This is a genomic window from Halomonas halophila, assembly GCF_030406665.1.
Taxonomy (GTDB): domain Bacteria; phylum Pseudomonadota; class Gammaproteobacteria; order Pseudomonadales; family Halomonadaceae; genus Halomonas; species Halomonas halophila.
The window spans coordinates 398,757-416,707 of the sequence record NZ_CP129121.1 but is presented as its reverse complement, the minus strand read 5'-3'; the positions used below and the strand labels follow the sequence as shown (position 1 = coordinate 416,707).

Below are 17,951 nucleotides of genomic sequence, written 5' to 3'. Positions count from 1 at the left end.
CCGCCGGCGGCCAAGATATCGAGCGCAGCAGTCAATCGGCCTTAGCGGCCGTTGCGGGCTTCCCACTCTCGTGCCGCCCGCATGCCTCTCTGCTGATCGACGAACAGGCAGATCAGGATGGCGACGATGAACAGTCCCGCACACAGCAGGATCGAGGCCTGCAGTCCGACCACCGACTGCAGCAGTCCCAGGGCGACGATGCCCACCACCCCGGCGAGCTTGTTGGCCAGGCCCCAGAAGCCGAAGAACTCGGCGGCCTTGCGGCTCGGCGAGAACAGCCCCACCAGGGCGCGGCTGGCGGACTGGCTCGAGCCCAGGCTGAGCCCCGCCAGGCAGCCGACCAGCAGGAACAGGTGCTGGGCCTGCCAGTCGAGTTCCAGTGCGGCGTTGAGCCAGGCGGTGAGCGTTGGCGTGGCCCAGATCGCCAGGATTGCCGCCACCCACAGCACCAGGGTGATCAGGTAGGTCACCCGGGTGCCAATGCGGTCCTGGATGGCGCCGAAGCCGATCGCCCCGGCGGCGGCGGTGATCTGCACGATGATGAACATGACATTGCGCACGGACTCGTCCCAGCCGATCACCTGGGCGCCGTAGATGAAGGCGAAGGCGATGATGATGTAGACCCCGGCCATGGAGAACAGCAGCGACACCAGGAAGATGGCCAGGTCGCGAAAGCGGCGCAGCTCGTGGAGGGTGGTCGAGACCCGCCGCCAGGCGATCGTGCGGTAGGACAGCCCGCTGTTCTGCGGCGTGCCGCGCTCCTTCACCCACAGGAAGGTGGGAATGGCGGTGACCAGGAAGAAGCCGGCGGCGAAGGGCCCGACCCAGCGGATGCGCTCGAAGTTCTCGGCGCTAGCCTCGCCCAGCACCACCAGGGTGAAGCCGGCGGCGAACAGCCCGCCGACGTAGCCCAGCGCCCAGCCGAAGCCCGAGATGCGGCCCAGCGACTCGGGCGGCCCGAGCCCCGGCAGGAAGGCGGCGATGAAGGACTCGCCCATGGAGTAGGCGTAGTTCGAGACCACGATCAGCACGAGCCCCAGCCACACGTAACCCGGGGCGACGAAATAGAGCAGCGCGGTGGCGACGATGGTGACCACGTAGCTGGCGAACAGGAAGCGCTTCTTCTCCGCCCGGTAGTCCATCACCGCGCCGCACAGCGGCCCGGTGATCACCACCAGCAGGTAGCTGATCGCCAGCGCCAGGCTCCACAGGAAGTTGGCCCAGCGATAGCCGTCGCCGCGGTCGCCGACGATCACCGTGGTGAACAGCTCGCCAAACACCACGGTGATGATCAGCAGGGTGTAGGCCTGGTTGGCGAAGTCGAACATCGCCCAGCCCAGGATCTCCTTGCGCGAGGCCCGGGGCGTCGCGGGCGCGTCGGCGGTGGTCACGCTCATGGCGGGGCATCCCTGTCGAGAAAGGGGCCAAGATAGCAGCCGCGCCTCTCGCCGACTATCGACGACGTCCCCCTACCCCGCTACACCAGATCCCGTGGAATCGTCTCGTCCCAGGTGCGGGCGAAGATGCGTGTCTCGCCTTCCCAGGCGTCCAGGGTGGCGCGCAGGCGGAAGTTGTCCGGGTCGCTGGTCATCAGCGTGCGGGTCAGGGTGCGCACCTCCCAGTCGCCGCGCTGGAAGGTGCGTTCCCATTCGGTCCAGCCGCTGACGCTGTCGTAGCTACCGTAGGAGTAACGGTAGCGCTCGGTGACCCGGCCGGCGATCTCCAGGTCGATGGCGTCGAGCCGGTAGCGGCCCTCGTCGTTGATCACCTCGAGGGTGGTCTGGTCGTTGGCCAGGTCGCGGATCACCCGCCAGCTCTCCTGGGTGGGCTGGATCAGGGTCTTGGCGATGGGCGGCGCGCCCTCAGGCTCGAGGAAGGCCGGCAGCGCCGCCTCCTCCTCGGGCTGCGGCGCGCGCACCGGCAGCATCAAACGGCTGCGCCCGGGGCACAGCGTCAGGGTGACCGGCCGCGGCGCCGGCCAGGCCAGCGGCCAGTAGCTGGTGGACAGCGACAGCCGGATCGCGTGCCCGGCCGGGAACTGCTGGGCAATGTGCTTGAGCGCCACCGTCACCCGGTAGCGCCGGCCGGGCTCCAGCGGCTCGGGATGCTCGTCGCTGTCGCGATGGGTCAGGTTCAGCAGGCCGTAGGACACCCGGGTGGCCTTGTCGTCCTCGGCGACGTCGATCAGCCGCAGCGCCACCATGGCCACCGGCCGGTCGGCTTCGAGCTCCAGTTCGACCGTAGGCTGGCCGCATATCTCGATCGCCTCCTCCAGCCGCGGCGTCTGGAACACCAGGCAGCCGCCATCCTCGTCGCGCTGATCATGGGGCAGGTCCGGCGGCGCGTTGTAGGAGCACCACTTGCCGGCGTAGAGCCCCACCGACAGCGACGAGCGCAGCGTCATCACCTCGCCCTCCTCCGGCGCGTCCGGCGCCTCGGGCAGCAGGTCGTGGCCCACGCTCAGACGGAACGACGTCGGCACGATGCGCGGCGACGGCCAGCTCGGCTCGGCCACCCAGCGCCCCGGTCGCTCGGCGTAGCGCGCCGAGGGCGGCACCGACTCCTGCATCCACACCCGCAGCATCGGCTCGTCCATGATCCCGGTGTCACGGCCCTTGAGCCACTGGTCCCACCAGCGCAGCGATTCCTGCAAAAAGCCGATGGCCGGCCCCGGCACGCCGAGGTGCGGATACTTGTGCGACCAGGGGCCGACCAGCCCCTTGCGCGGCACCTCGAGCCCCGCCAGCAGGCGGAAGACGGCGTTGCAGTAGCCGTCGGCCCAGCCGCTGATGGCATACACCGGGCAGCGGATGGCGGCGAAGTCCTCGCACACCGAGCCGTGTTTCCAGTAGTCGTCGCGGCGCTGGTGCTCGAGCCACTGGGCCAGCCACAGGCCGCTGCCGTCGAGGCGCTCGAGCCACATGTCGCGCCAGCGATCGCCGACCAGCGCCGGGTCCGGCGGGCAGGCGTTGCCGTCGAACATGGTCGAGGCCCAGGACAGATTGTCGCCCAGCAGGCAGCCGCCCATGTGGTGGATGTCGTCGGCGTAGCGGTCGTCGGTGGAGCACAAGGTGATCACCGCCTTGAGTGCCGGCGGTTGCAGGGCGGCGATCTGCAAGCCATTGAAGCCACCCCAGGAGATGCCGATCATGCCGACCTCGCCGCTGCACCAGGGCTGGGCGACCAGCCACTCGATGATCGCCACGCCGTCGGCCAGCTCCTCGGGCAGGTACTCGTCGGTGAGCACGCCGTCGGACTCGCCGGTGCCGCGGATGTCGACCCTCACCCCGGCATAGCCGTGGCCGGCCCAGTAGGGATGGCTCTGGACATCGCGGGCTGCGGTCAGGTCGCGCTTGCGATAGGGCAGATACTCGAGGATCGCCGGCACCGGATGGCCCTCGGCGTCCACCGGCCGCCAGATGCGGGCCGCCAGGCGCGTGCCGTCGGCCATGGGAATCCAGGTTTCCTCCTCCTGGACCCTGCGGGGAAAGTCCTCGACGATGCGCATCCTGCTGCCCTCCTTCTTCAGCCCACGATCTCATCGAACTCGAACACCAACCGCGCCGCCAGTCGCTCGTAGTGCTCCAGCAGCTGCTCGGCGCCGTCGGCGCCCATCCAGACATGCGCCAGCGCGAAGCTGTAGCTGTCCTGCTCCGGCAGCGTCGACAGCCGCTGGCCGGGCGCCACCTGCAGGTGGATCACCGTGCCCGGAAAATCCGCCTCCAGGGCGGCGATCTCTTCGTCGCTCGGCACCCTGACGGCCACGGCATCGACGAAGAACACCCGATAGAAGAACTTGGCCGCCACCGCGAACTCGCCCCGGCGATGGGGCATGCCGGGCCGCCGGCCCAGCGCCAGGTCGATGGCGACCTGCTGGTGACTGGCACCGTCGACCTTCTCGAACAGGTCGCAGTGCGACTGCGACAGCCGGGTGTTGATCTCGAGCAGCCAGATGCGGTCCTGCACCTCGTCCCAGAAGAACTCGATGTTGAACGCCGAGTTGTCGAAGCCGATGTGGCGCATCACCCGCTCGCTGAGCTCGCGCATGGTGGCCTGGACGGGATCGGGCAGCCCGGACGGATAGCGGTAGTGGAAGAAGCTCAGCACCTGGGGATAGCGCAGCGAGTCGACGATGCCGTAGCTGACCACCTCGCCCTCGAAGACGTAGCCCTCCACGGTGCACTGCCAGCCGCCGATGATCGCCTCGGCCATGCAGAAGTGGCCCTCCACGGCGGCGATCTCGTCCGGCAGCCGGGCCTGCTCGAGCACGGTGTTGAAGGGGTCGGCAATCAGGCCGATCTCGGCCCGGAGGCGCTCGATGGCATGCTGGAAGTCTTCCGGGGTATCGATGCGAAAGCCCAGCCGCGAGCCGGAGGACTTGATCGGCTTGACGAAGAACGGGAAGTGAAACCCCGCCTCGCCGATGTGCGTCAGGGCCTCGTCGTCGAAGGGGTCGAAGGCGGTGAAGGCCGGGATGTGCTCCGCAATGACCTCCTGCTGCACCCGCCGGCTCCAGTACTTGTGCTCGCACTTGAGCAGGCTCGAAAGCGTCGGCGAGCGGGTGCCGAAGCGCTCGCAGAGGATCGGCAGCATGGTCGAGACGGGGAAGTCCATGTAGCCGACGATGGCATCCACCGTGCCGTCGAAGGCCTCCAGCTGGGCGGTGGACTCCTCGAGCATGGCGGCGATGTCGAAGACCTCGGTGTCGTAGACCGCCTCGGGGGCGATGACGCCGTGGAAGCGGCAGTCCTCTGCCCCTTTCAGGCTCTCGAGCCGCTGACGGTTGAAGTCGTCCAGCCCGACCACGAAGACGTTGCGTACTGCGGTGTTCATGATCGCTCCCTGCCGCCCGTCGGCGGCGCCACGGGCCGATCCCGGGCGCCGTCAGGGCGACGCGAACATTACTCCTGCAGCATAGTCCAGACGGAGACGCCTCAGCCGCCGCGCGCGCTCGCCTCGATGGCCTTGAGGGCGTCCTGCAGCTCCTGGAACAGCGCCTGGGTGTGGCCGACCACCTCGCCGATGTCCTTGGCCGAGCCCGTGGCCTGTTCGGCCAGGGCGCGCACCTCCTCGGCCACCACCGAGAAGCCGCGCCCCGCCTCGCCGGCCCGCGCCGCCTCGATGGAGGCGTTGAGCGACAGCAGATGCGTGCGCATGGCGATCGCCTCGATGTCCTCGGCGAACTGGGTGACCCGCTGGTTGGCCTTGGCGAACTCCTCGGTGCGCTCGACCATGTTGGCGCGATGGGTGACGTCCTCGGCCACGTCGCGCAGGAAGGCGGTGTAGACCAGGCGCTCGTCGATGCGGATGCGCGCCAGCGACAGGCTGGCCCAGGTCGAATCGCCGTCCTTGCGCACCACCTCGACCTCGCGGGTCCTGCCGACGATGCGGTCCTCGCCGGTATCGCGATTGCGCTGCACGTAGGCGTCGTGATTTCCCTGGATGGCGTGGGGCACCAGCATCTTGACGTTCTCGCCCAGCACCTCGCGACGCTCATAGCCCCACAGCCGCTCGGCGGCGGCGTTGAAGAAGGTCACCCGATTCTGCTCGTCGATGGTCACCACGGCATTGACGGCCTGCTCCAGGGTGCTTTCCATCAGGGTGCGGAACTCGCGCTCCTCGGTGATATCGCGCACGAAGGCGGTGTAGCACTGGCGTCCGTCGACCACGAAGCGCGACAGCGCCAGATTGACCCAGCGCGTCTCGCCGTCGAAGCGCTCCAGCTGGACGTCGCGGCTGGTGCCGACGATGCGGTCGTCGCCGTGGCGGCGGTGACGATCGACGAAGCCGTCGTGCTGGCCGCGGATCGCCCCGGGCACCAGGCGATTGACGTTCTCGCCCAGCACCTGCTCGCGGCGACAGCCCCACAGCCGCTCGGCGGCGGCGTTGAAGAAGGTCACCCGGTTCTGGTCGTCGATGCTGACCACCGCGTCCAGGCACTGCTCAAGCGCCTGATGGGCGCCCTGATCCGACGGGCGCTCCTCGCCGAGTTCGCGCACCACGGCGGCATAGCCCTCGCCGTCGCCCAGGGCGACGCGGGACAGCGCGATGCCCACCCGCCGCCGGCTGCCGTCGGGGCGCTCCAGCATCACTTCGCGATGCCGCCCCACCTGGACGTCCCGGCCGCTGGCGCGGCTGACGTGCAGATGGTCCTGATGCTCGTCGCGCAGCAGCTCCGGCACCAGCCGGTCCACCGGCTGGCCGAGCACCGCCTTGCGGGACAGCCCCCAGAGCCGCTCCGCCGCGGCATTGAAGCGGACCACCCGATCGGCGACATCGATCACCACCATGCCGTCCACCGCGGATTCCATGACCGACTCGGCGAGCCCTTCGGGCGCCGCGCGATCCAGCACCGGTGCCCCTGCCGATGCCTCTTCGCTCCCACGCTGCCACCACTTGCGGTAGTTCAACTGCATGAGTTCCCCCTGCCTTTTTTGATGCTTTTTTATGACGATTGACGGAAATCACTCTCCGCCGATCGCATGACACTATTTGCCACCCTAGTCTGACTTCGGCGATTCGGTCGTTGAATTGAGACAATGGCGCGTCACGGCGCCCACGCTCGGGGCCATCGCTCGACTCCGGCGGGACATCAGAGAGGGAAAAAGACAGGAAGGAATGCGTTAAAAGAACTGGCGCCGCCGGGATCAGCGCTTGTCTGACCCGGCGGAATCGCCCGGCTCACCGGCTTCGCCCGACTCGCCGGATTCGCGGGCCAGGCGCTCCACGGCGCCGCCGCCCTCGCGGGTCAGCCCCTCGAGCCGCTCGATCTGCTCGCCCAGCCGCGGCAGCGCCTCGCGGCGATAGCTCGCCAGGTCGTCGACCGCCGCCATGACGTCGGCGAAGGCGCCCTCGAGGGCCTTCATGTCGAGGTTGGCGGAGGCGGCGCGGGTCTGGATGTCCACGCCCTGCTGGCGCAGCGCCCGGGCGGTGCCGGCGATGGTCTCGCTGGTGGTGGCGTTGAGCGACTCGACGCGGTCGAGCACCAGCCGCTGGTTGGCCAGCGCCAGCGCCACGGTGGCCGCCACGCTCAGCGCCGACACCGTGACGTTGACCGCCCGGTCGACGCCGCGCATCAGCTCGCGGTTGTTGCGGATGATCACCTCCAGCGCCAGCACGCCCTGCTGGCATACCGCCTGCTGCTGCTGGAGGTCGAGGATGCGCTGGCGCAGCGGGAACAGCAGCTCCTCCTCGACGAAGGCGCGGCGGTCGTCGTCGACGATCCCGTCGCGGGCCGCCATCAGGCGCTCGTCGATCAGCCGCCCCAGCGACACCTGGCGCTCGAGCTGGTCGAGGGTCGCGCGCATGGCCTCCTGGTCGTCGGCGAGGGTCAGGTTGTCCCGCTCCAGCATGTCGCGGCCGCCCTGGAGATCGGCGATGATCGCCTCCAGCGCCTGCTGGGCGGTCTCGAAGCGGTGGAAGTAGCGCTGCAGCCGGCTGCTGGTGCCCGGCAGCAGGCGACGCACCCGATCGAAGCGGCCGGGCTCGAGGCGATGATGGCGAGGGTCCAGGTCGTCCATGCGGCCGCGCAGCGCCACCAGCGCCTTGGCGACGGGCCCGCCTTCCTCGCCATGGCGGGCCAGCTGGCGCAGCGGCGTCTTGAGCATCTCGCTCTGGCGCGCGGCCTGCTGCTGGAGCTCGAGGCCCATCTCGTCCACCGCCCGACGCTGCCGGGCGGCGGCACCCTCGGCCTCGTCGCCCAGGGTCTCGGTCACGAAGGCCTCGGCCATGGCCGCGAGCTGCGGGTCCGCCGCGGCGCGTCCGGCCTCGTCCGCGGCCGGCCGCTCCAGCTCCTCGGCAATGCGTTCCACGGGCGGCAGCGACAGCGGGCTGCCCTCGGGCTGAGACGCGTCGGTCATGGTGGGCTCTCCTTGATGTTGCCAGGGGGCGCGCCGGGTCAGGTCTCGCGGCCGTAGCGCCCGGCGCCGTCGATGAAGCGGCGCAGCTCCTCGCAGGCCTGGTCGGCGCCGACCCTGGCCCGCGGGCGGCCGGTGACGATGCGCGACAGCGCCACGCTGGTGTCGTCCAGCGCGGTCAGCGCCGCCTCGTTGCGCGCCGCCAGCCGGCGCAGCGATTTCTCGGTGTCCTCGATCAGCGCCAGCCGGCGGCGCAGGGCGTCGGTCTCGTTGGCCGACAGACTGCCGGCCTCATGGCCGAGGCGGCGGCGGATGAAGTCGATGTCGAGGCCGGCCACGCCCCGGGCCTGGGAGGCCATGGCGGTGAAGTTGTCCACCGCGCCCATGCACACCTCGACCACCAACGAACGGGCCCGCTCGTGGGCCAGCTCGCCGGCCGTGAAGCGCGAGGCCATGACCTCCAGCACGTTGCCGTAGCGGCTGTAGAGGCGATCGACCTGGGCGGCGTGATCGGCACGGTCGACCTCCAGCAGCGCCTGCTTGGCCCGGCACAGCGCCTGCACCACCTCGTCGGCCTCCGCCGGCGGGTGGTCGGGGTCGAGCTCGCTGACGCCGGCCTCGCGGGTCGACTCGTGACGGCGGCGGGTGGCCTCGGCGCGCAGCATCTCCTCGAGCCGGCGCTTGTGGCGCCGCGCCCGGAAGCGTCGCCAGCGACGCTCCAGCGGCAGCTCCACGGCGATGCCGACCAGCCCCGCCAGCCAGCCGCCGAGGCTGGGGTCGAAGCCGCCCCACAGCGAGGTCAGCCACATCAGCAGGCTGAGGAAGGGCACCAGGAAGGCGTAGCGCACCACCACCTGCCAGCGGGTGGGGTGCTCGCTGGCCAGCGCCAGCCGCGGGCTGGCCAGCCCGGCCAGGCACCAGGGCAGGCAGGTCAGAAACAGGCCGTAGGCGGCTCCCTGAAGGAATCCCAGCATGGCGTCGTCGTGGCCTCCCGTCGGCCGGTCTCGATGGTGACGGTCTCATGATGAGGCCAGCACGGCCATCCCGCCACCCCGACCGACGACACGCACCAATAAAGTGCAGCTGATGACGACCGATTCACTCTCAAGGTGCGGCGAGGACCGGCTCGCGCGTCGGCTCGGCCTGCGGGGCCGCATCGCGCCGATACTCGATCACGCCATACCAGCCCAGGCCCTCGTAGGTCTCGTAGCCCGGCGTCTCGGCGAAGGCGACCAGGCGCCGCTCGTCGCGGTCGAAGCCGCGCTCGCGGCCCTCGGGCGACAGCGGGAAGGTCTCGCCCAGGGCCGCCTCGCCGAGGGAGTCGGCGATGATGCCGTGGCGGGCGTCGACCAGCATCACCCGGCAGCGCTCGCGCTCCTCCTCGGACAGACCCACGCCCTGCACCACGTCGCGGGACTGGGGCGCCCAGTCGAAGAAGATGCCCAGCACGCCGGTCACCGCGCCGTCCTCGCGGCCGCCCTCGCGAATCGCGGTGGCGTAGGTGGCCACTGCGGCGTCTTCCAGGGAGGGATTGCGCTCGATATCGGCGACGATGAAGTCGTCCCCGGAGGCGGTGCGCAGCGCCCGCTGGAACCAGTCGTCGCTCGAGACGTCGGCGCCGATGGCTTCGGGATAACGGTCGGGACGGCCGGTGGCGATCACCCGGCCGTCCCGGTCGGCGACCCACAGGTCCAGATAGACGGTGTAGGAGCGCAGGATGGTGGCCAGCCGGTCACTGGCGTGGGCCTGGCGGGCCGCGTCATCCGGCGCCGAGGCCGCTTCAACCACGGCGCTGTCGGTAGCCCACCAGCGCACGTCGCAGGAGCGCTCGAAGAGGTTGCGGTCGATGATCTCCACCGCGTTCAGGGCCAGGTCGGTGAGGCGCTGGCCGCGGAAGTCATCGACCATGGACGTGCCCGCCTCTTGCAGCTCGGCGGTCTGGCGGGCGACCTCGTCGCGAAAGCTGCGGGCGATGCGCTGGATGTCGCTGGACACCTCGCCCATCTGTTCGGCGACCACGCCGAAAGCGGCGCCCGCCGACCCGGCGCGGGCCGCCTCGATGCGGGCGTTGAGGGCCAGGATCTCGGTCTGGCGGGTGATGCTCTCGATCCGTCCGATCTTCTCGCGGGTCACGTCGGACATGCCGTAGGCCAGGTCGAGGATACGATTCTCTTGCACGAGCAGACTCCTTGTTATCGTATGGGGCGGTGCCCTGCGTCAGGTTTCGTCATTCGCTAATGCAGAGAACGCGATGCAAGAAGCGGGCCCGGCCCATCGTCATCGCTCGGCGGAACCTCGAGGGGACCAGAAAAACGGCGTTCCGAAACTTATTCGTCTAAGGTGCATCCCACGAGGGAATTCATCCGAAAAAGGAGATACACCATGAAACGGACCATGATGCTTACCGCCGGCGCACTGCTGACCCTGGCCCTCGCCGGCTGCGGCACGACGACCGGCGAGCGCGCCGCGAGCGGTGCGGGCGTGGGTGCAGCGGTGGGTGCCGGCGCGGCGGCCGTGACCGGCGGCGATGTAAGCGAGGGTGCGGTGATCGGCGGCGGCGTGGGCGCGGCCACCGGCGCGGCCACCGACGAGGAAGACATCAACCTCGACGAGCGCTGATCGCGCTCAGCGGCAGACCCGCCAGCCGCGCATGGAGAGATGGAAGTGATCGGCATGCGCGGCGTTGTAATCCGGGCCCAGCACGGTGCCGAAGACGTCACAGGCACCCTGCCGGGCCCGCTCCAGGAAATCACCCTCGACATCGTCGTCGCCCCAGTCGCCGGGCAGCGCGATGCGCCGGCCGTCGGCGAGCCGATAGGCGGCCACGTCCAGCGCCTCCGCCGTGGCGTGCTGGCTGCGCCGTCCCTCCTCGCGGCCGTAGATATTGCGGCAGGCGAAACTGCCGTAGTGCTCCACCGACGCCACGGGCTCGCCGAACAGCGCCCTTGCGGCGGGCTGCAGGCGATGGCGCTCGTAGCGCAGCCAGGCTACCGCCAGCGGGCAGCTGGCCACGAAGCTCGAGCTGAATCTCACCCCCGAGCGCTCCAGGCGCACAACGTTTTCGAGCGGACAGCCCGCCACCGGCTCGTGATCGGCCAGCGGCGTATAGGCCAGCGCCGGCTCGTCGCTGCGCGCCAGCACCGCCAGGCACGCCTCGGGATCGTCCTGCAGGCGGCCGAGCTTCCAGCGCGTCAGCGGCGTCGGCGGGTTTTCCACGGCCAGCGGCCGCCAGGGATTCCAGCCGGCGGGCAGCGTCCACACGCCCTTGTCGAAGGCGATGCCGACGCCGACCAGCCCCAGCAGCAGGATCAGGGTCCCTCCGCGCATTCACTCACCTCCCGTCGTGACGCATCCATGTCAGGCACGCGTCCTCGGCGTACCGTCTCACAGGACCAGGCTGACGATCAGCGCCGAACCGCCCACCAGCAAGGCGGTGATCACCGCCAGGATGACCAACCGATCCAGCCAGCGATCGAGGAGCGTCCAGTCGAGGCGGTGCGACCGGCGATGCGGGGTGGCCCCGCGCCGTCGTGACGAGGAGCCCGGGGACCTGGGCGACATGAGCAAGCTTCCTTGTGCATCCTGTTCCCTGAGCTTAAGGGGGCTGCCGGGACGAAGCCAGCGGGCGTGTCCATTCGACCACGGCCATTGTGTCGCGTCGCGGTCGTCCCCATATAACATTGAGCAAGCTAATGACTGGAGCCCCTATGCCCCGCCTCAACGAGATTCCGCTCTCGGTGCTCGACCTCGCCCCGATCCGCCAGGGCGGCAGCGCCGCCGAGACCTTCGACGACAGCGTGGCCCTGGCCCAGCTGGCCGAGCGGCGCGGCTTCGAGCGCTTCTGGCTGGCCGAGCACCACAGCATCGACGGCATCGCCAGCGCCGCCACCTCGGTGCTGATCGGCCACGTTGCCGGCCAGACCTCGCGCATCCGCGTCGGCAGCGGCGGCATCATGCTGCCCAACCATCCGCCGCTGGTGATCGCCGAGCAGTTCGGCACCCTGGAAACGCTCTATCCGGGCCGCATCGATCTGAGCCTGGGCCGCGCCCCGGGCGCCGACGCCGCGACCATGGCCGCCCTGCGCCGCGACGCCTTCGCCGGGGTCGACGACTTCCCCCAGCGCCTCGAGGAGCTCAAGGGCTATCTCGACGACGAGCGCCCCGGCCAGCGGGTGCGCGCGGTGCCCGGCCAGGGCACCCGGGTGCCGCTGTGGCTGCTGGGCTCCAGCGACTACAGCGCGCGGCTGGCCGGCCGCGAGGGCCTGCCCTTCGCCTTCGCCGCCCAGTTCGCGCCGGCCCGGCTGCACGAGGCGCTCCGGGTCTATCGCGACAACTTCCGGCCCTCGGCGCTGCTCGACGAACCCTACGCCATGGTCGGCCTGCCGGTGATCGCCGCCGACAGCGACCTGCAGGCCGAGTACCTGGCCAGCACCGCACGCCAGAAGTTTCTCGGCCTGGTGCGCGGCCAGCGCATCCTGGCCCAGCCGCCGACGGAGCACATGGACTGGTCACCGCTGGAGCAGTCGCAGGTCGAGCAGTTCCTGGGCGCGGCGGTGGTCGGCGGCCCGGACACCGTGCGCGAGGGGCTCGAGGCCTTCCTCGAGGCCACCGGCGCCGACGAGCTGATGCTGCACACCGACGTCTACAGCCTCGAGGATCGGCTGAGGAGCTACGAGATCGTCGCCGACCTGTGGCAGGCCGGCGACTGACGGATAAGAAACAGAGAAAAGGCGGGAAGGGAGCCGAGCCGGCGGCCTACGCCGCCCCCCCGAGCGGCAGTCGGATACGCGCCGCCAGCCCGCCCAGCGGCGCCGCCTCGAGGGTCAGCCGGCCGCCGTAGAGCGCCATCAGGTCTTCGACGATGGCCAGGCCCAGGCCGCTGCCCGAGCGCCGCTCGTCGAGCCGCGCGCCCCGGGCCAAGGCGGCCTCGCGCTGCTCGGGGCTCATCCCCGGGCCGTCGTCCTCGATATCGAGGCAGGCCTCCCCGGCCTCGCCGGCGACCCGCAGCGTCACCCGGCCCTGCGCCCAGTTCAGGGCGTTCTCGAGCAGGTTGCCGACCATTTCCTGCAGATCCTGGGCGTCCACCCGCAGCGACAGGGCATCCTCGAGCTCGGCGTCCAGCACGATGCCGCGCCGCTCGGCCAGCCGCCCCAGGCCATCGATCACCGGCGCCAGCGCCTCGTCGACCCGCACGCGACCGGCCAGCGAGGCGCCGCCGGCGGCCGAGGCGCGGGCCAGATGGTGACGCACCGCCTCGTCGAGGCGGGTCAGCTCGGCGCGGATGCGCTCGGGCTCGGGGTGGCGACCGGCCAGGGTGCCCAGCACGCTGATCGGCGTCTTGAGGGCGTGGGCCAGGTTGCCGGCGGCGGCGCGACCGCGCTCGATCAGCCGGCGGTCGCGGGCCAGCACCTCGTTCATGGCCCCGGCCAGCTCGCCGAGCTCCGCGGGCAGGCGAGTGCCGAGGCGCTCCTCGCGGCCGGCCTCCACCTCGCGCAGATCGGCGTGCAGGCGGCGCAGCGGCGCCAGCCCCCAGCGGATCTGCGCCGCCAGCCCGCCCAGCAGCAGCACGCCCAGCGTCAGCAGCGACAGCCACAGCAGCCACTCGAAGCGCGCCACCTCGTCGTCGAGCTCCTGACGCGACACCGCCAGCCCGACCCGCAGCGGGCGGGGATAGTTGGCCAGCCGGATGCGGCGCTCGATCAGCCGCAGCGGCTCACCGCGCGGCCCGGTGATGTCGCGACGGGTCACGCCATCGGCGCTCCCGCTCAGCGGCAGGCGCTGGTCCCACAGCGAGCGCGAGATGCGCGTCGTACCCTGGCCGTCGCCGACCTGCCAGTACCAGCCGGAGAACACCCGCTCGAAGCGCGCGTCGCCCAGCGCCGGCGCCACCGTCAGCCGGCCGCTCAGCGGCTCGCGCTCCACCGACGCCAGCAGCACGCGCAGCATCGAATCCAGGCGCTCGTCGAAGGAGGCGGTGACGGTCTGGCGGAAGGTGTAGGCGAGCCCGCCGCCGGCCAGCGGCAGCACCACCAGCACCAGCACCCCGGCGGCCAGCAGCAGCCGGCGCGCCAGGCTCCAGCGGGTGGGGATCACGTCGGCTCGTCCTCCGGCGCCACCAGGCGATAGCCCTGGCCGCGGCGGGTCTCGATGCGCTCGCCGCCGAGCTTGCGGCGCAGCCGGCTGATCTGGACGTCGATGACGTTGGAGTCGGGCTCGTGGTCGCGGTCGTAGACGTGCTCGGCCAGCTCGCTGCGGCTGACCACCCGCGGCGTGGCGTGTATCAGGTAGGCCAGCAGCCGCGATTCCTGAGCGGTCAGCGAGACCGGCCGCCCGGCCAGGGTCACGCTGCCGGTGTGGGTGTCGTAGGACAAGGCGCCGGCGGAGAGCACCGGGTGGGCGTGGCCGTGGCTGCGCCGCACCAGGGCATGCAGGCGGAACAGCACCTCGGCGGTCTCGAACGGCTTGGTGACGTAGTCGTCGGCCCCGGCGGAGAAGCCGGCGGCCTTGTCGGACCAGCGCTCGCGGGCGGTCAGCACCAGCACCGGCAGGGCGATGCCGTCGTCGCGCCACTGGGCCAGCCAGCGGGTGCCGTCACCGTCGGGCAGCCCCAGGTCGAGCACCACGGCGTCGTAGCGCTCAGTGCGCAGCAGATAGTCGCCCTCGCCGCCGGTGCCGGCGGCCTCCACCAGCAGCCCGGCCTCGCTCAGCGCCTCGGAGAGCGCCTCGGCCAGCGCCCGATCATCCTCGATCAGCAGTACCTTCATTGGCGTCGCATGCCCTCGATGTTCACTCCCTCGATCTCCATCAGCCGTCCGTCCTCGGCATCGAACTCGAACTCCACCACCTGCCCCTGGGGGCCGAGCATCTCGATCTCGTAGCGGCGCTCGCCGTCATCGTGATCCAGCTCGATCTCCAGCACCTGGCCGCGATAGCGCGCCTCGAGCCAGTCGAGCACCTCGGTCAGGGGCACGATGCGTCCGTTGCGCACCGCCTCGTGCAGCGCCTGCCATTCCTCGTCGTCATCGGCCTGGGCGGCGATCATCGGCCCGCCCAGGGCGGCGATCAGCAGGCTCGCGGCGAGCGGCCCGGCCAGCCGGCGGGATCGCCGCCATCTTGAGAACGTGTTCATGGCGGCAGAGTGCCAGACGGCGCATGAATGCACCATTAACGCCGCCGTCAGCGGACCGACAGCCGCCCCGCGGCAGGCTGATGGAACGCCTCGCCCCAACGGGCCGCGACGTGAACCGAACATGAACGGCGGCGTCAGCCCACGGCAAGACGGGCGGTGCGATAACGACATCACGAGGCTGCACACGACGCCTCTCCCGACGTTTCACCCCGACGCCACACGACAAGGAGAGCCACGATGAAGACGCTCACTCAATGGATCGCCCCCCTGACACTGGCCGGCATGACCGGCACCGTCCTGGCCGACGGCGGCGGCCTGAGCCAGGATGACCTGATGCGCCTGCTCGACGGCGCCGACGCCTACGGCTTCAGCCACTATGCCGAGCTCGACCTCGACGACGGCCATCGCCTGGAGCTCGAGGGCTGGCGCGACGATGGCTGGGAGCTCGAGGTCGACATGCGGGTCGAGGATGGTACGCTGCTTCACGAGGCCCAGACCCGCAGCCAGATCCCCGACTGGAGCCTCACCGGCGACCAGCTGCGCCAGGCGCTGGCCAATGCTCGCCGCAACGGTCTGCAACGATTCTCCACCCTCGATGTCGATGGGGTCGACGATATCGAGATCGAAGGCCTCGACGGCGACGGCCGCGAGCTCGAACTCACACTCGATCACGACCTGAAGGTCACCGGAGTGGAACATGACTGATCGACGCCAAGGGCAAGACCACAACGCCGCCTGGATGGCGGCCAAGCAGTGGCGGGAACGGGCGCGCCAGGCGCGCCCGACCGGGGGCATGAGCGGCCCCCGGCTGGTGCTCACCTGGCTGCTGTTCGGCGCCATGATGATCGTCGGCACCCTGCTCGGCCTGGTGTTCCTGCTGGTCGGCTGGCTGATGCTGCCGTTCCTGCGCCACCGCATGAAGAAGCGCATGGAGCAGATGCGCGCCGAGCAGGCCGAGGACGTGGGCGGCGGCGCCCATCGCGAGCCCCCGTCACGGGAGCGCGAGGCGCGCCAGGGCCGTACCGTCGGGCATGACACCCTGGAAGGCGATTACGTGGTCAAGGACGACGAGCGCTAGGCCGCTCGGCGGCGATTCAGAAGCGGCCTAGTCCCGACGGCGCTCGTCGCCGATTGCCTCCTCGTCCCGGCGAGCCAGCTCGCCGCGCAGCGCGCCCACCTCCTCGCGCAGGGCGCGCACCTCGCCATGAAGATCGCGGATCAGGTCGCGATTGGCCCGGTGCAGCCGCGACTGCTCGCTGTCCTGGTCATCGACGAACAGCGAGCCGACGTAGGCGGCGAAGCTGCCGAACAGCCCCACCCCGGCGACCATCAGCGCCACCGCCACCATCCGTCCCAGGGTGGTGACCGGGAAGAAGTCCCCGTAGCCCACCGTGGTCACGGTCACGAAGGCCCACCACAGCGCTTCCTCGGCGGTGTCGATGGCGCTCTCGGGATTGGGCCCCTCGACCAGCAGGATGGTCACCGAGCCGAAGGCCACCAGCAGCAGGGTTGCGGTGGCGGCCGAGGCGAAGATGCCCTCGGCGCGATTGCGGAACAGCAGCCGCCAGATCATGTGCAGCGACTTGATCGCCCGCAGCAGACGGATCACCTGCACCACCCTCACCAGGCGGCCGGCGAACAGCAGCCCGGCCGGAATGCTCGCCACCAGATCGATCCATCCCCAGCGCATGAAGCGCCACTTGTTCGGGGCGGCCCGGAAGCGCACGCAGAAGTCGGCGAAGAAGAACAGGCAGGCCACCAGGTCGAGATAGTGCAGCAGCCGCGAGACCTCGGGCCGCAGGTCGAAGAGCACGTCCACGGCCAAGGCGCCGAGCACGTAGAAGGACAGGATCAGGATCAGCAGCTGAAAGGGCGTAAGGCGATCGTTCATGGCGGGTCGGTCAGCGTCCGTGGCACGAGCCTTCGCACCTTACGCCCCGGGCGCCCGCTTGTCGCCCTTCCCCCCTAGACCACAGGCCGGCGGGGCGGCCTCCGGGCCCAGGCGTCGGGCTCCCGCCAGGTGGCGCTGGAGCGCCTCGATGCGGGACTCGTGGGCGGGGTGGGTGGAGAGAAACTGCGGCGGCTGGCCGCCACCCGCCGCGGCCATGTTGCGCCACAGCGCGACGCTCGCTTCGGGGGCGAAACCGGCCGCTGCCATGATCTCGAGGCCCATCAGGTCGGCTTCCTCCTCGTGGGTGCGGCTGAACGGCAGGCTGATGCCCAGCCGCGCGCCGACCCCCAGCGCCTGCCTCAGCGGCTCCCCGGCCAGCTCGCCCTCGCTGAACAGCCCCACCACCAGCAGCGCCGCCTTGATGCCCAGCCGCTGGGTGAGTCGCTCGTTGCCGTGATCGGCCAGGACATGGGCGACCTCGTGGCCGATCACCGCTGACAGCTGGGCCGGCGTCTCGGCCACCCGCAACAAGCCGCGGTGCACGCCGATCCGCCCGCCGGGCAAGGCGAAGGCGTTGGGCGTGGGGTCGTCGAACACCACCACCTCCCAGGCCTCGGGCACGTCCGCCCGGGGATAGTGGCGCCGGGCGGCGTCCACCACCGCGTCGGCCACGCACCGCACCCGCCGCTCGAGGGCCGCGTCTTCCACGATGGGCCGGCGTTCGCGCATCTCGTCGAAGCTGTCCGCGCCCAGCTTGGCCATCAGGGCATCGGGGACCAACGCCAGCTGCGAGCGCCCGGTGGGGGTCTCGTCACAGCCGGCCAGCACCAGAGCCAGCAGGCCCCACAGCAGTACTCGCATCTCGGTCTCTCTTGTCGGTCAGGCGTCGTCGCCTCTTATCCCGACGAGGATGCCATGTCCCGCTGCAGACGATCGAGCACCCGCATGCTCGGCAGGCAGCCGTCGAAGGAGGACTCGGGCGTACGACCCTCGCGGATGGCGGCGGCGAAGGCGCGGATATTCGACCAGGCAGGAGACCTCCACTCCCGGCACCGCTCCGAGGACCTTCATGTGG

Annotated in this window: 18 protein-coding genes; 4 read left to right on the top strand and 14 right to left on the bottom strand. The window is 70.5% G+C overall.

The features are described from left to right. Window positions 1–41: 41 nt before the first annotated feature. The 7 genes from QWG60_RS01875 to QWG60_RS01845 form a co-directional block, all read right to left on the bottom strand. Complete coding sequence (locus QWG60_RS01875; protein WP_107181410.1) at window positions 42–1,397, bottom strand: MFS transporter; 1,356 nt, start codon at window positions 1,395–1,397, stop codon at window positions 42–44. Window positions 1,398–1,477: 80 nt separating this feature from the next. After that, entirely contained in the window at window positions 1,478–3,508 is a 2,031-nt protein-coding gene (locus QWG60_RS01870; RefSeq protein ID WP_146908737.1) for a CocE/NonD family hydrolase, read from the bottom strand. A 17-nt stretch (window positions 3,509–3,525) separates the two neighbouring features. Then, window positions 3,526–4,833, bottom strand: coding sequence for an ATP-grasp domain-containing protein (locus tag QWG60_RS01865; protein ID WP_146908739.1), 1,308 nt, complete (start codon window positions 4,831–4,833; stop codon window positions 3,526–3,528). A gap of 101 nt (window positions 4,834–4,934) precedes the next feature. Further along, a complete protein-coding gene (locus tag QWG60_RS01860) occupies window positions 4,935–6,416 on the bottom strand; it encodes a PAS domain S-box protein (RefSeq protein WP_146908741.1) in 1,482 nt (493 codons plus the stop codon). 231 nt (window positions 6,417–6,647) lie between these two features. Then, entirely contained in the window at window positions 6,648–7,859 is a 1,212-nt protein-coding gene (locus QWG60_RS01855) for a toxic anion resistance protein (RefSeq protein WP_146908743.1), read from the bottom strand. Between the two features lie 38 nt (window positions 7,860–7,897). Continuing rightward, complete coding sequence (locus QWG60_RS01850; protein ID WP_107181415.1) at window positions 7,898–8,830, bottom strand: cobyrinic acid a,c-diamide synthase; 933 nt, start codon at window positions 8,828–8,830, stop codon at window positions 7,898–7,900. A gap of 130 nt (window positions 8,831–8,960) precedes the next feature. Beyond that, complete coding sequence (locus tag QWG60_RS01845) at window positions 8,961–10,034, bottom strand: methyl-accepting chemotaxis protein (protein WP_281288378.1); 1,074 nt, start codon at window positions 10,032–10,034, stop codon at window positions 8,961–8,963. A gap of 204 nt (window positions 10,035–10,238) precedes the next feature. On the opposite strand from QWG60_RS01845, the gene QWG60_RS01840 reads away from it, so the two are divergent. Further along, the gene (locus QWG60_RS01840) at window positions 10,239–10,475 is read left to right on the top strand and encodes a hypothetical protein (protein WP_146908745.1); all 237 of its coding nucleotides are present in this window, start codon (window positions 10,239–10,241) and stop codon (window positions 10,473–10,475) included. 6 nt (window positions 10,476–10,481) lie between these two features. On the opposite strand, the gene QWG60_RS01835 is transcribed toward QWG60_RS01840, so the two are convergent. Both QWG60_RS01835 and QWG60_RS01830 read right to left on the bottom strand, forming a co-directional pair. Beyond that, window positions 10,482–11,183, bottom strand: a complete 702-nt coding sequence (locus QWG60_RS01835; protein ID WP_146908747.1) for an extensin-like domain-containing protein — start codon at window positions 11,181–11,183, stop codon at window positions 10,482–10,484. Window positions 11,184–11,240: 57 nt separating this feature from the next. Further along, window positions 11,241–11,417 (bottom strand): hypothetical protein, encoded by a 177-nt coding sequence (locus QWG60_RS01830; protein WP_186810067.1) that lies wholly within the window; start codon window positions 11,415–11,417, stop codon window positions 11,241–11,243. Window positions 11,418–11,563: 146 nt separating this feature from the next. Between QWG60_RS01830 and QWG60_RS01825 the strand changes: the two genes are divergently transcribed. Next, a complete protein-coding gene (locus QWG60_RS01825; protein ID WP_146908749.1) occupies window positions 11,564–12,565 on the top strand; it encodes an LLM class flavin-dependent oxidoreductase in 1,002 nt (333 codons plus the stop codon). Window positions 12,566–12,611: 46 nt separating this feature from the next. Here the strand turns inward: QWG60_RS01825 and QWG60_RS01820 are convergent, their stop codons facing one another. Genes QWG60_RS01820 through QWG60_RS01810 form a run of 3 tightly spaced genes read right to left on the bottom strand, consistent with a single transcriptional unit; the run spans window position 12,612 to window position 14,985 of the window. Beyond that, window positions 12,612–13,949 (bottom strand): sensor histidine kinase, encoded by a 1,338-nt coding sequence (locus QWG60_RS01820; RefSeq protein WP_146908751.1) that lies wholly within the window; start codon window positions 13,947–13,949, stop codon window positions 12,612–12,614. After that, window positions 13,946–14,620 carry a response regulator transcription factor gene (locus QWG60_RS01815; RefSeq protein WP_146908754.1) on the bottom strand — a complete coding sequence of 225 codons (675 nt, stop codon included), beginning with the start codon at window positions 14,618–14,620 and terminating at the stop codon, window positions 13,946–13,948. Before QWG60_RS01815 ends, QWG60_RS01820 begins: the two co-directional genes overlap by 4 nt. Next, window positions 14,617–14,985 carry a PepSY domain-containing protein gene (locus tag QWG60_RS01810; RefSeq protein WP_146908756.1) on the bottom strand — a complete coding sequence of 123 codons (369 nt, stop codon included), beginning with the start codon at window positions 14,983–14,985 and terminating at the stop codon, window positions 14,617–14,619. The genes QWG60_RS01815 and QWG60_RS01810 overlap by 4 nt, the downstream gene beginning before the upstream one ends. Before the next feature lie 237 nt (window positions 14,986–15,222). On the opposite strand from QWG60_RS01810, the gene QWG60_RS01805 reads away from it, so the two are divergent. Together QWG60_RS01805 and QWG60_RS01800 are read left to right on the top strand one after the other, a co-directional pair. Then, window positions 15,223–15,690: a hypothetical protein gene (locus tag QWG60_RS01805; protein WP_146908758.1), complete on the top strand. Its 468-nt coding sequence runs from the start codon at window positions 15,223–15,225 to the stop codon at window positions 15,688–15,690. Continuing rightward, the gene (locus QWG60_RS01800) at window positions 15,683–16,063 is read left to right on the top strand and encodes a hypothetical protein (RefSeq protein WP_146908760.1); all 381 of its coding nucleotides are present in this window, start codon (window positions 15,683–15,685) and stop codon (window positions 16,061–16,063) included. The genes QWG60_RS01805 and QWG60_RS01800 overlap by 8 nt, the downstream gene beginning before the upstream one ends. Before the next feature lie 27 nt (window positions 16,064–16,090). Here QWG60_RS01800 and QWG60_RS01795 read toward each other — a convergent pair whose 3' ends face one another. Continuing rightward, window positions 16,091–16,876, bottom strand: a complete 786-nt coding sequence (locus tag QWG60_RS01795) for an ion transporter (protein ID WP_146908762.1) — start codon at window positions 16,874–16,876, stop codon at window positions 16,091–16,093. Between the two features lie 39 nt (window positions 16,877–16,915). Further along, on the bottom strand, window positions 16,916–17,737 hold the full coding sequence (locus QWG60_RS01790; RefSeq protein WP_146908765.1) for a M48 family metallopeptidase: 822 nt from the start codon (window positions 17,735–17,737) through the stop codon (window positions 16,916–16,918). Window positions 17,738–17,951: the final 214 nt, after the last annotated feature.

Bases quoted from the DNA above. Each gene is read 5' to 3' on its own strand.
- QWG60_RS01825 (WP_146908749.1), top strand. From the start codon at position 11,564: ATGCCCCGCCTCAACGAGATTCCGCTCTCGGTGCTCGACCTCGCCCCG.
- QWG60_RS01865 (WP_146908739.1), bottom strand. From the start codon at position 4,833: ATGAACACCGCAGTACGCAACGTCTTCGTGGTCGGGCTGGACGACTTC.
- QWG60_RS01810 (WP_146908756.1), bottom strand. From the start codon at position 14,985: ATGAACACGTTCTCAAGATGGCGGCGATCCCGCCGGCTGGCCGGGCCG.
- QWG60_RS01790 (WP_146908765.1), bottom strand. From the start codon at position 17,737: ATGCGAGTACTGCTGTGGGGCCTGCTGGCTCTGGTGCTGGCCGGCTGT.
- QWG60_RS01835 (WP_146908747.1), bottom strand. From the start codon at position 11,183: ATGCGCGGAGGGACCCTGATCCTGCTGCTGGGGCTGGTCGGCGTCGGC.
- QWG60_RS01805 (WP_146908758.1), top strand. From the start codon at position 15,223: ATGAAGACGCTCACTCAATGGATCGCCCCCCTGACACTGGCCGGCATG.
- QWG60_RS01870 (WP_146908737.1), bottom strand. From the start codon at position 3,508: ATGCGCATCGTCGAGGACTTTCCCCGCAGGGTCCAGGAGGAGGAAACC.
- QWG60_RS01850 (WP_107181415.1), bottom strand. From the start codon at position 8,830: ATGCTGGGATTCCTTCAGGGAGCCGCCTACGGCCTGTTTCTGACCTGC.
- QWG60_RS01840 (WP_146908745.1), top strand. From the start codon at position 10,239: ATGAAACGGACCATGATGCTTACCGCCGGCGCACTGCTGACCCTGGCC.
- QWG60_RS01875 (WP_107181410.1), bottom strand. From the start codon at position 1,397: ATGAGCGTGACCACCGCCGACGCGCCCGCGACGCCCCGGGCCTCGCGC.
- QWG60_RS01855 (WP_146908743.1), bottom strand. From the start codon at position 7,859: ATGACCGACGCGTCTCAGCCCGAGGGCAGCCCGCTGTCGCTGCCGCCC.
- QWG60_RS01830 (WP_186810067.1), bottom strand. From the start codon at position 11,417: ATGTCGCCCAGGTCCCCGGGCTCCTCGTCACGACGGCGCGGGGCCACC.
- QWG60_RS01815 (WP_146908754.1), bottom strand. From the start codon at position 14,620: ATGAAGGTACTGCTGATCGAGGATGATCGGGCGCTGGCCGAGGCGCTC.
- QWG60_RS01795 (WP_146908762.1), bottom strand. From the start codon at position 16,876: ATGAACGATCGCCTTACGCCCTTTCAGCTGCTGATCCTGATCCTGTCC.
- QWG60_RS01860 (WP_146908741.1), bottom strand. From the start codon at position 6,416: ATGCAGTTGAACTACCGCAAGTGGTGGCAGCGTGGGAGCGAAGAGGCA.
- QWG60_RS01800 (WP_146908760.1), top strand. From the start codon at position 15,683: ATGACTGATCGACGCCAAGGGCAAGACCACAACGCCGCCTGGATGGCG.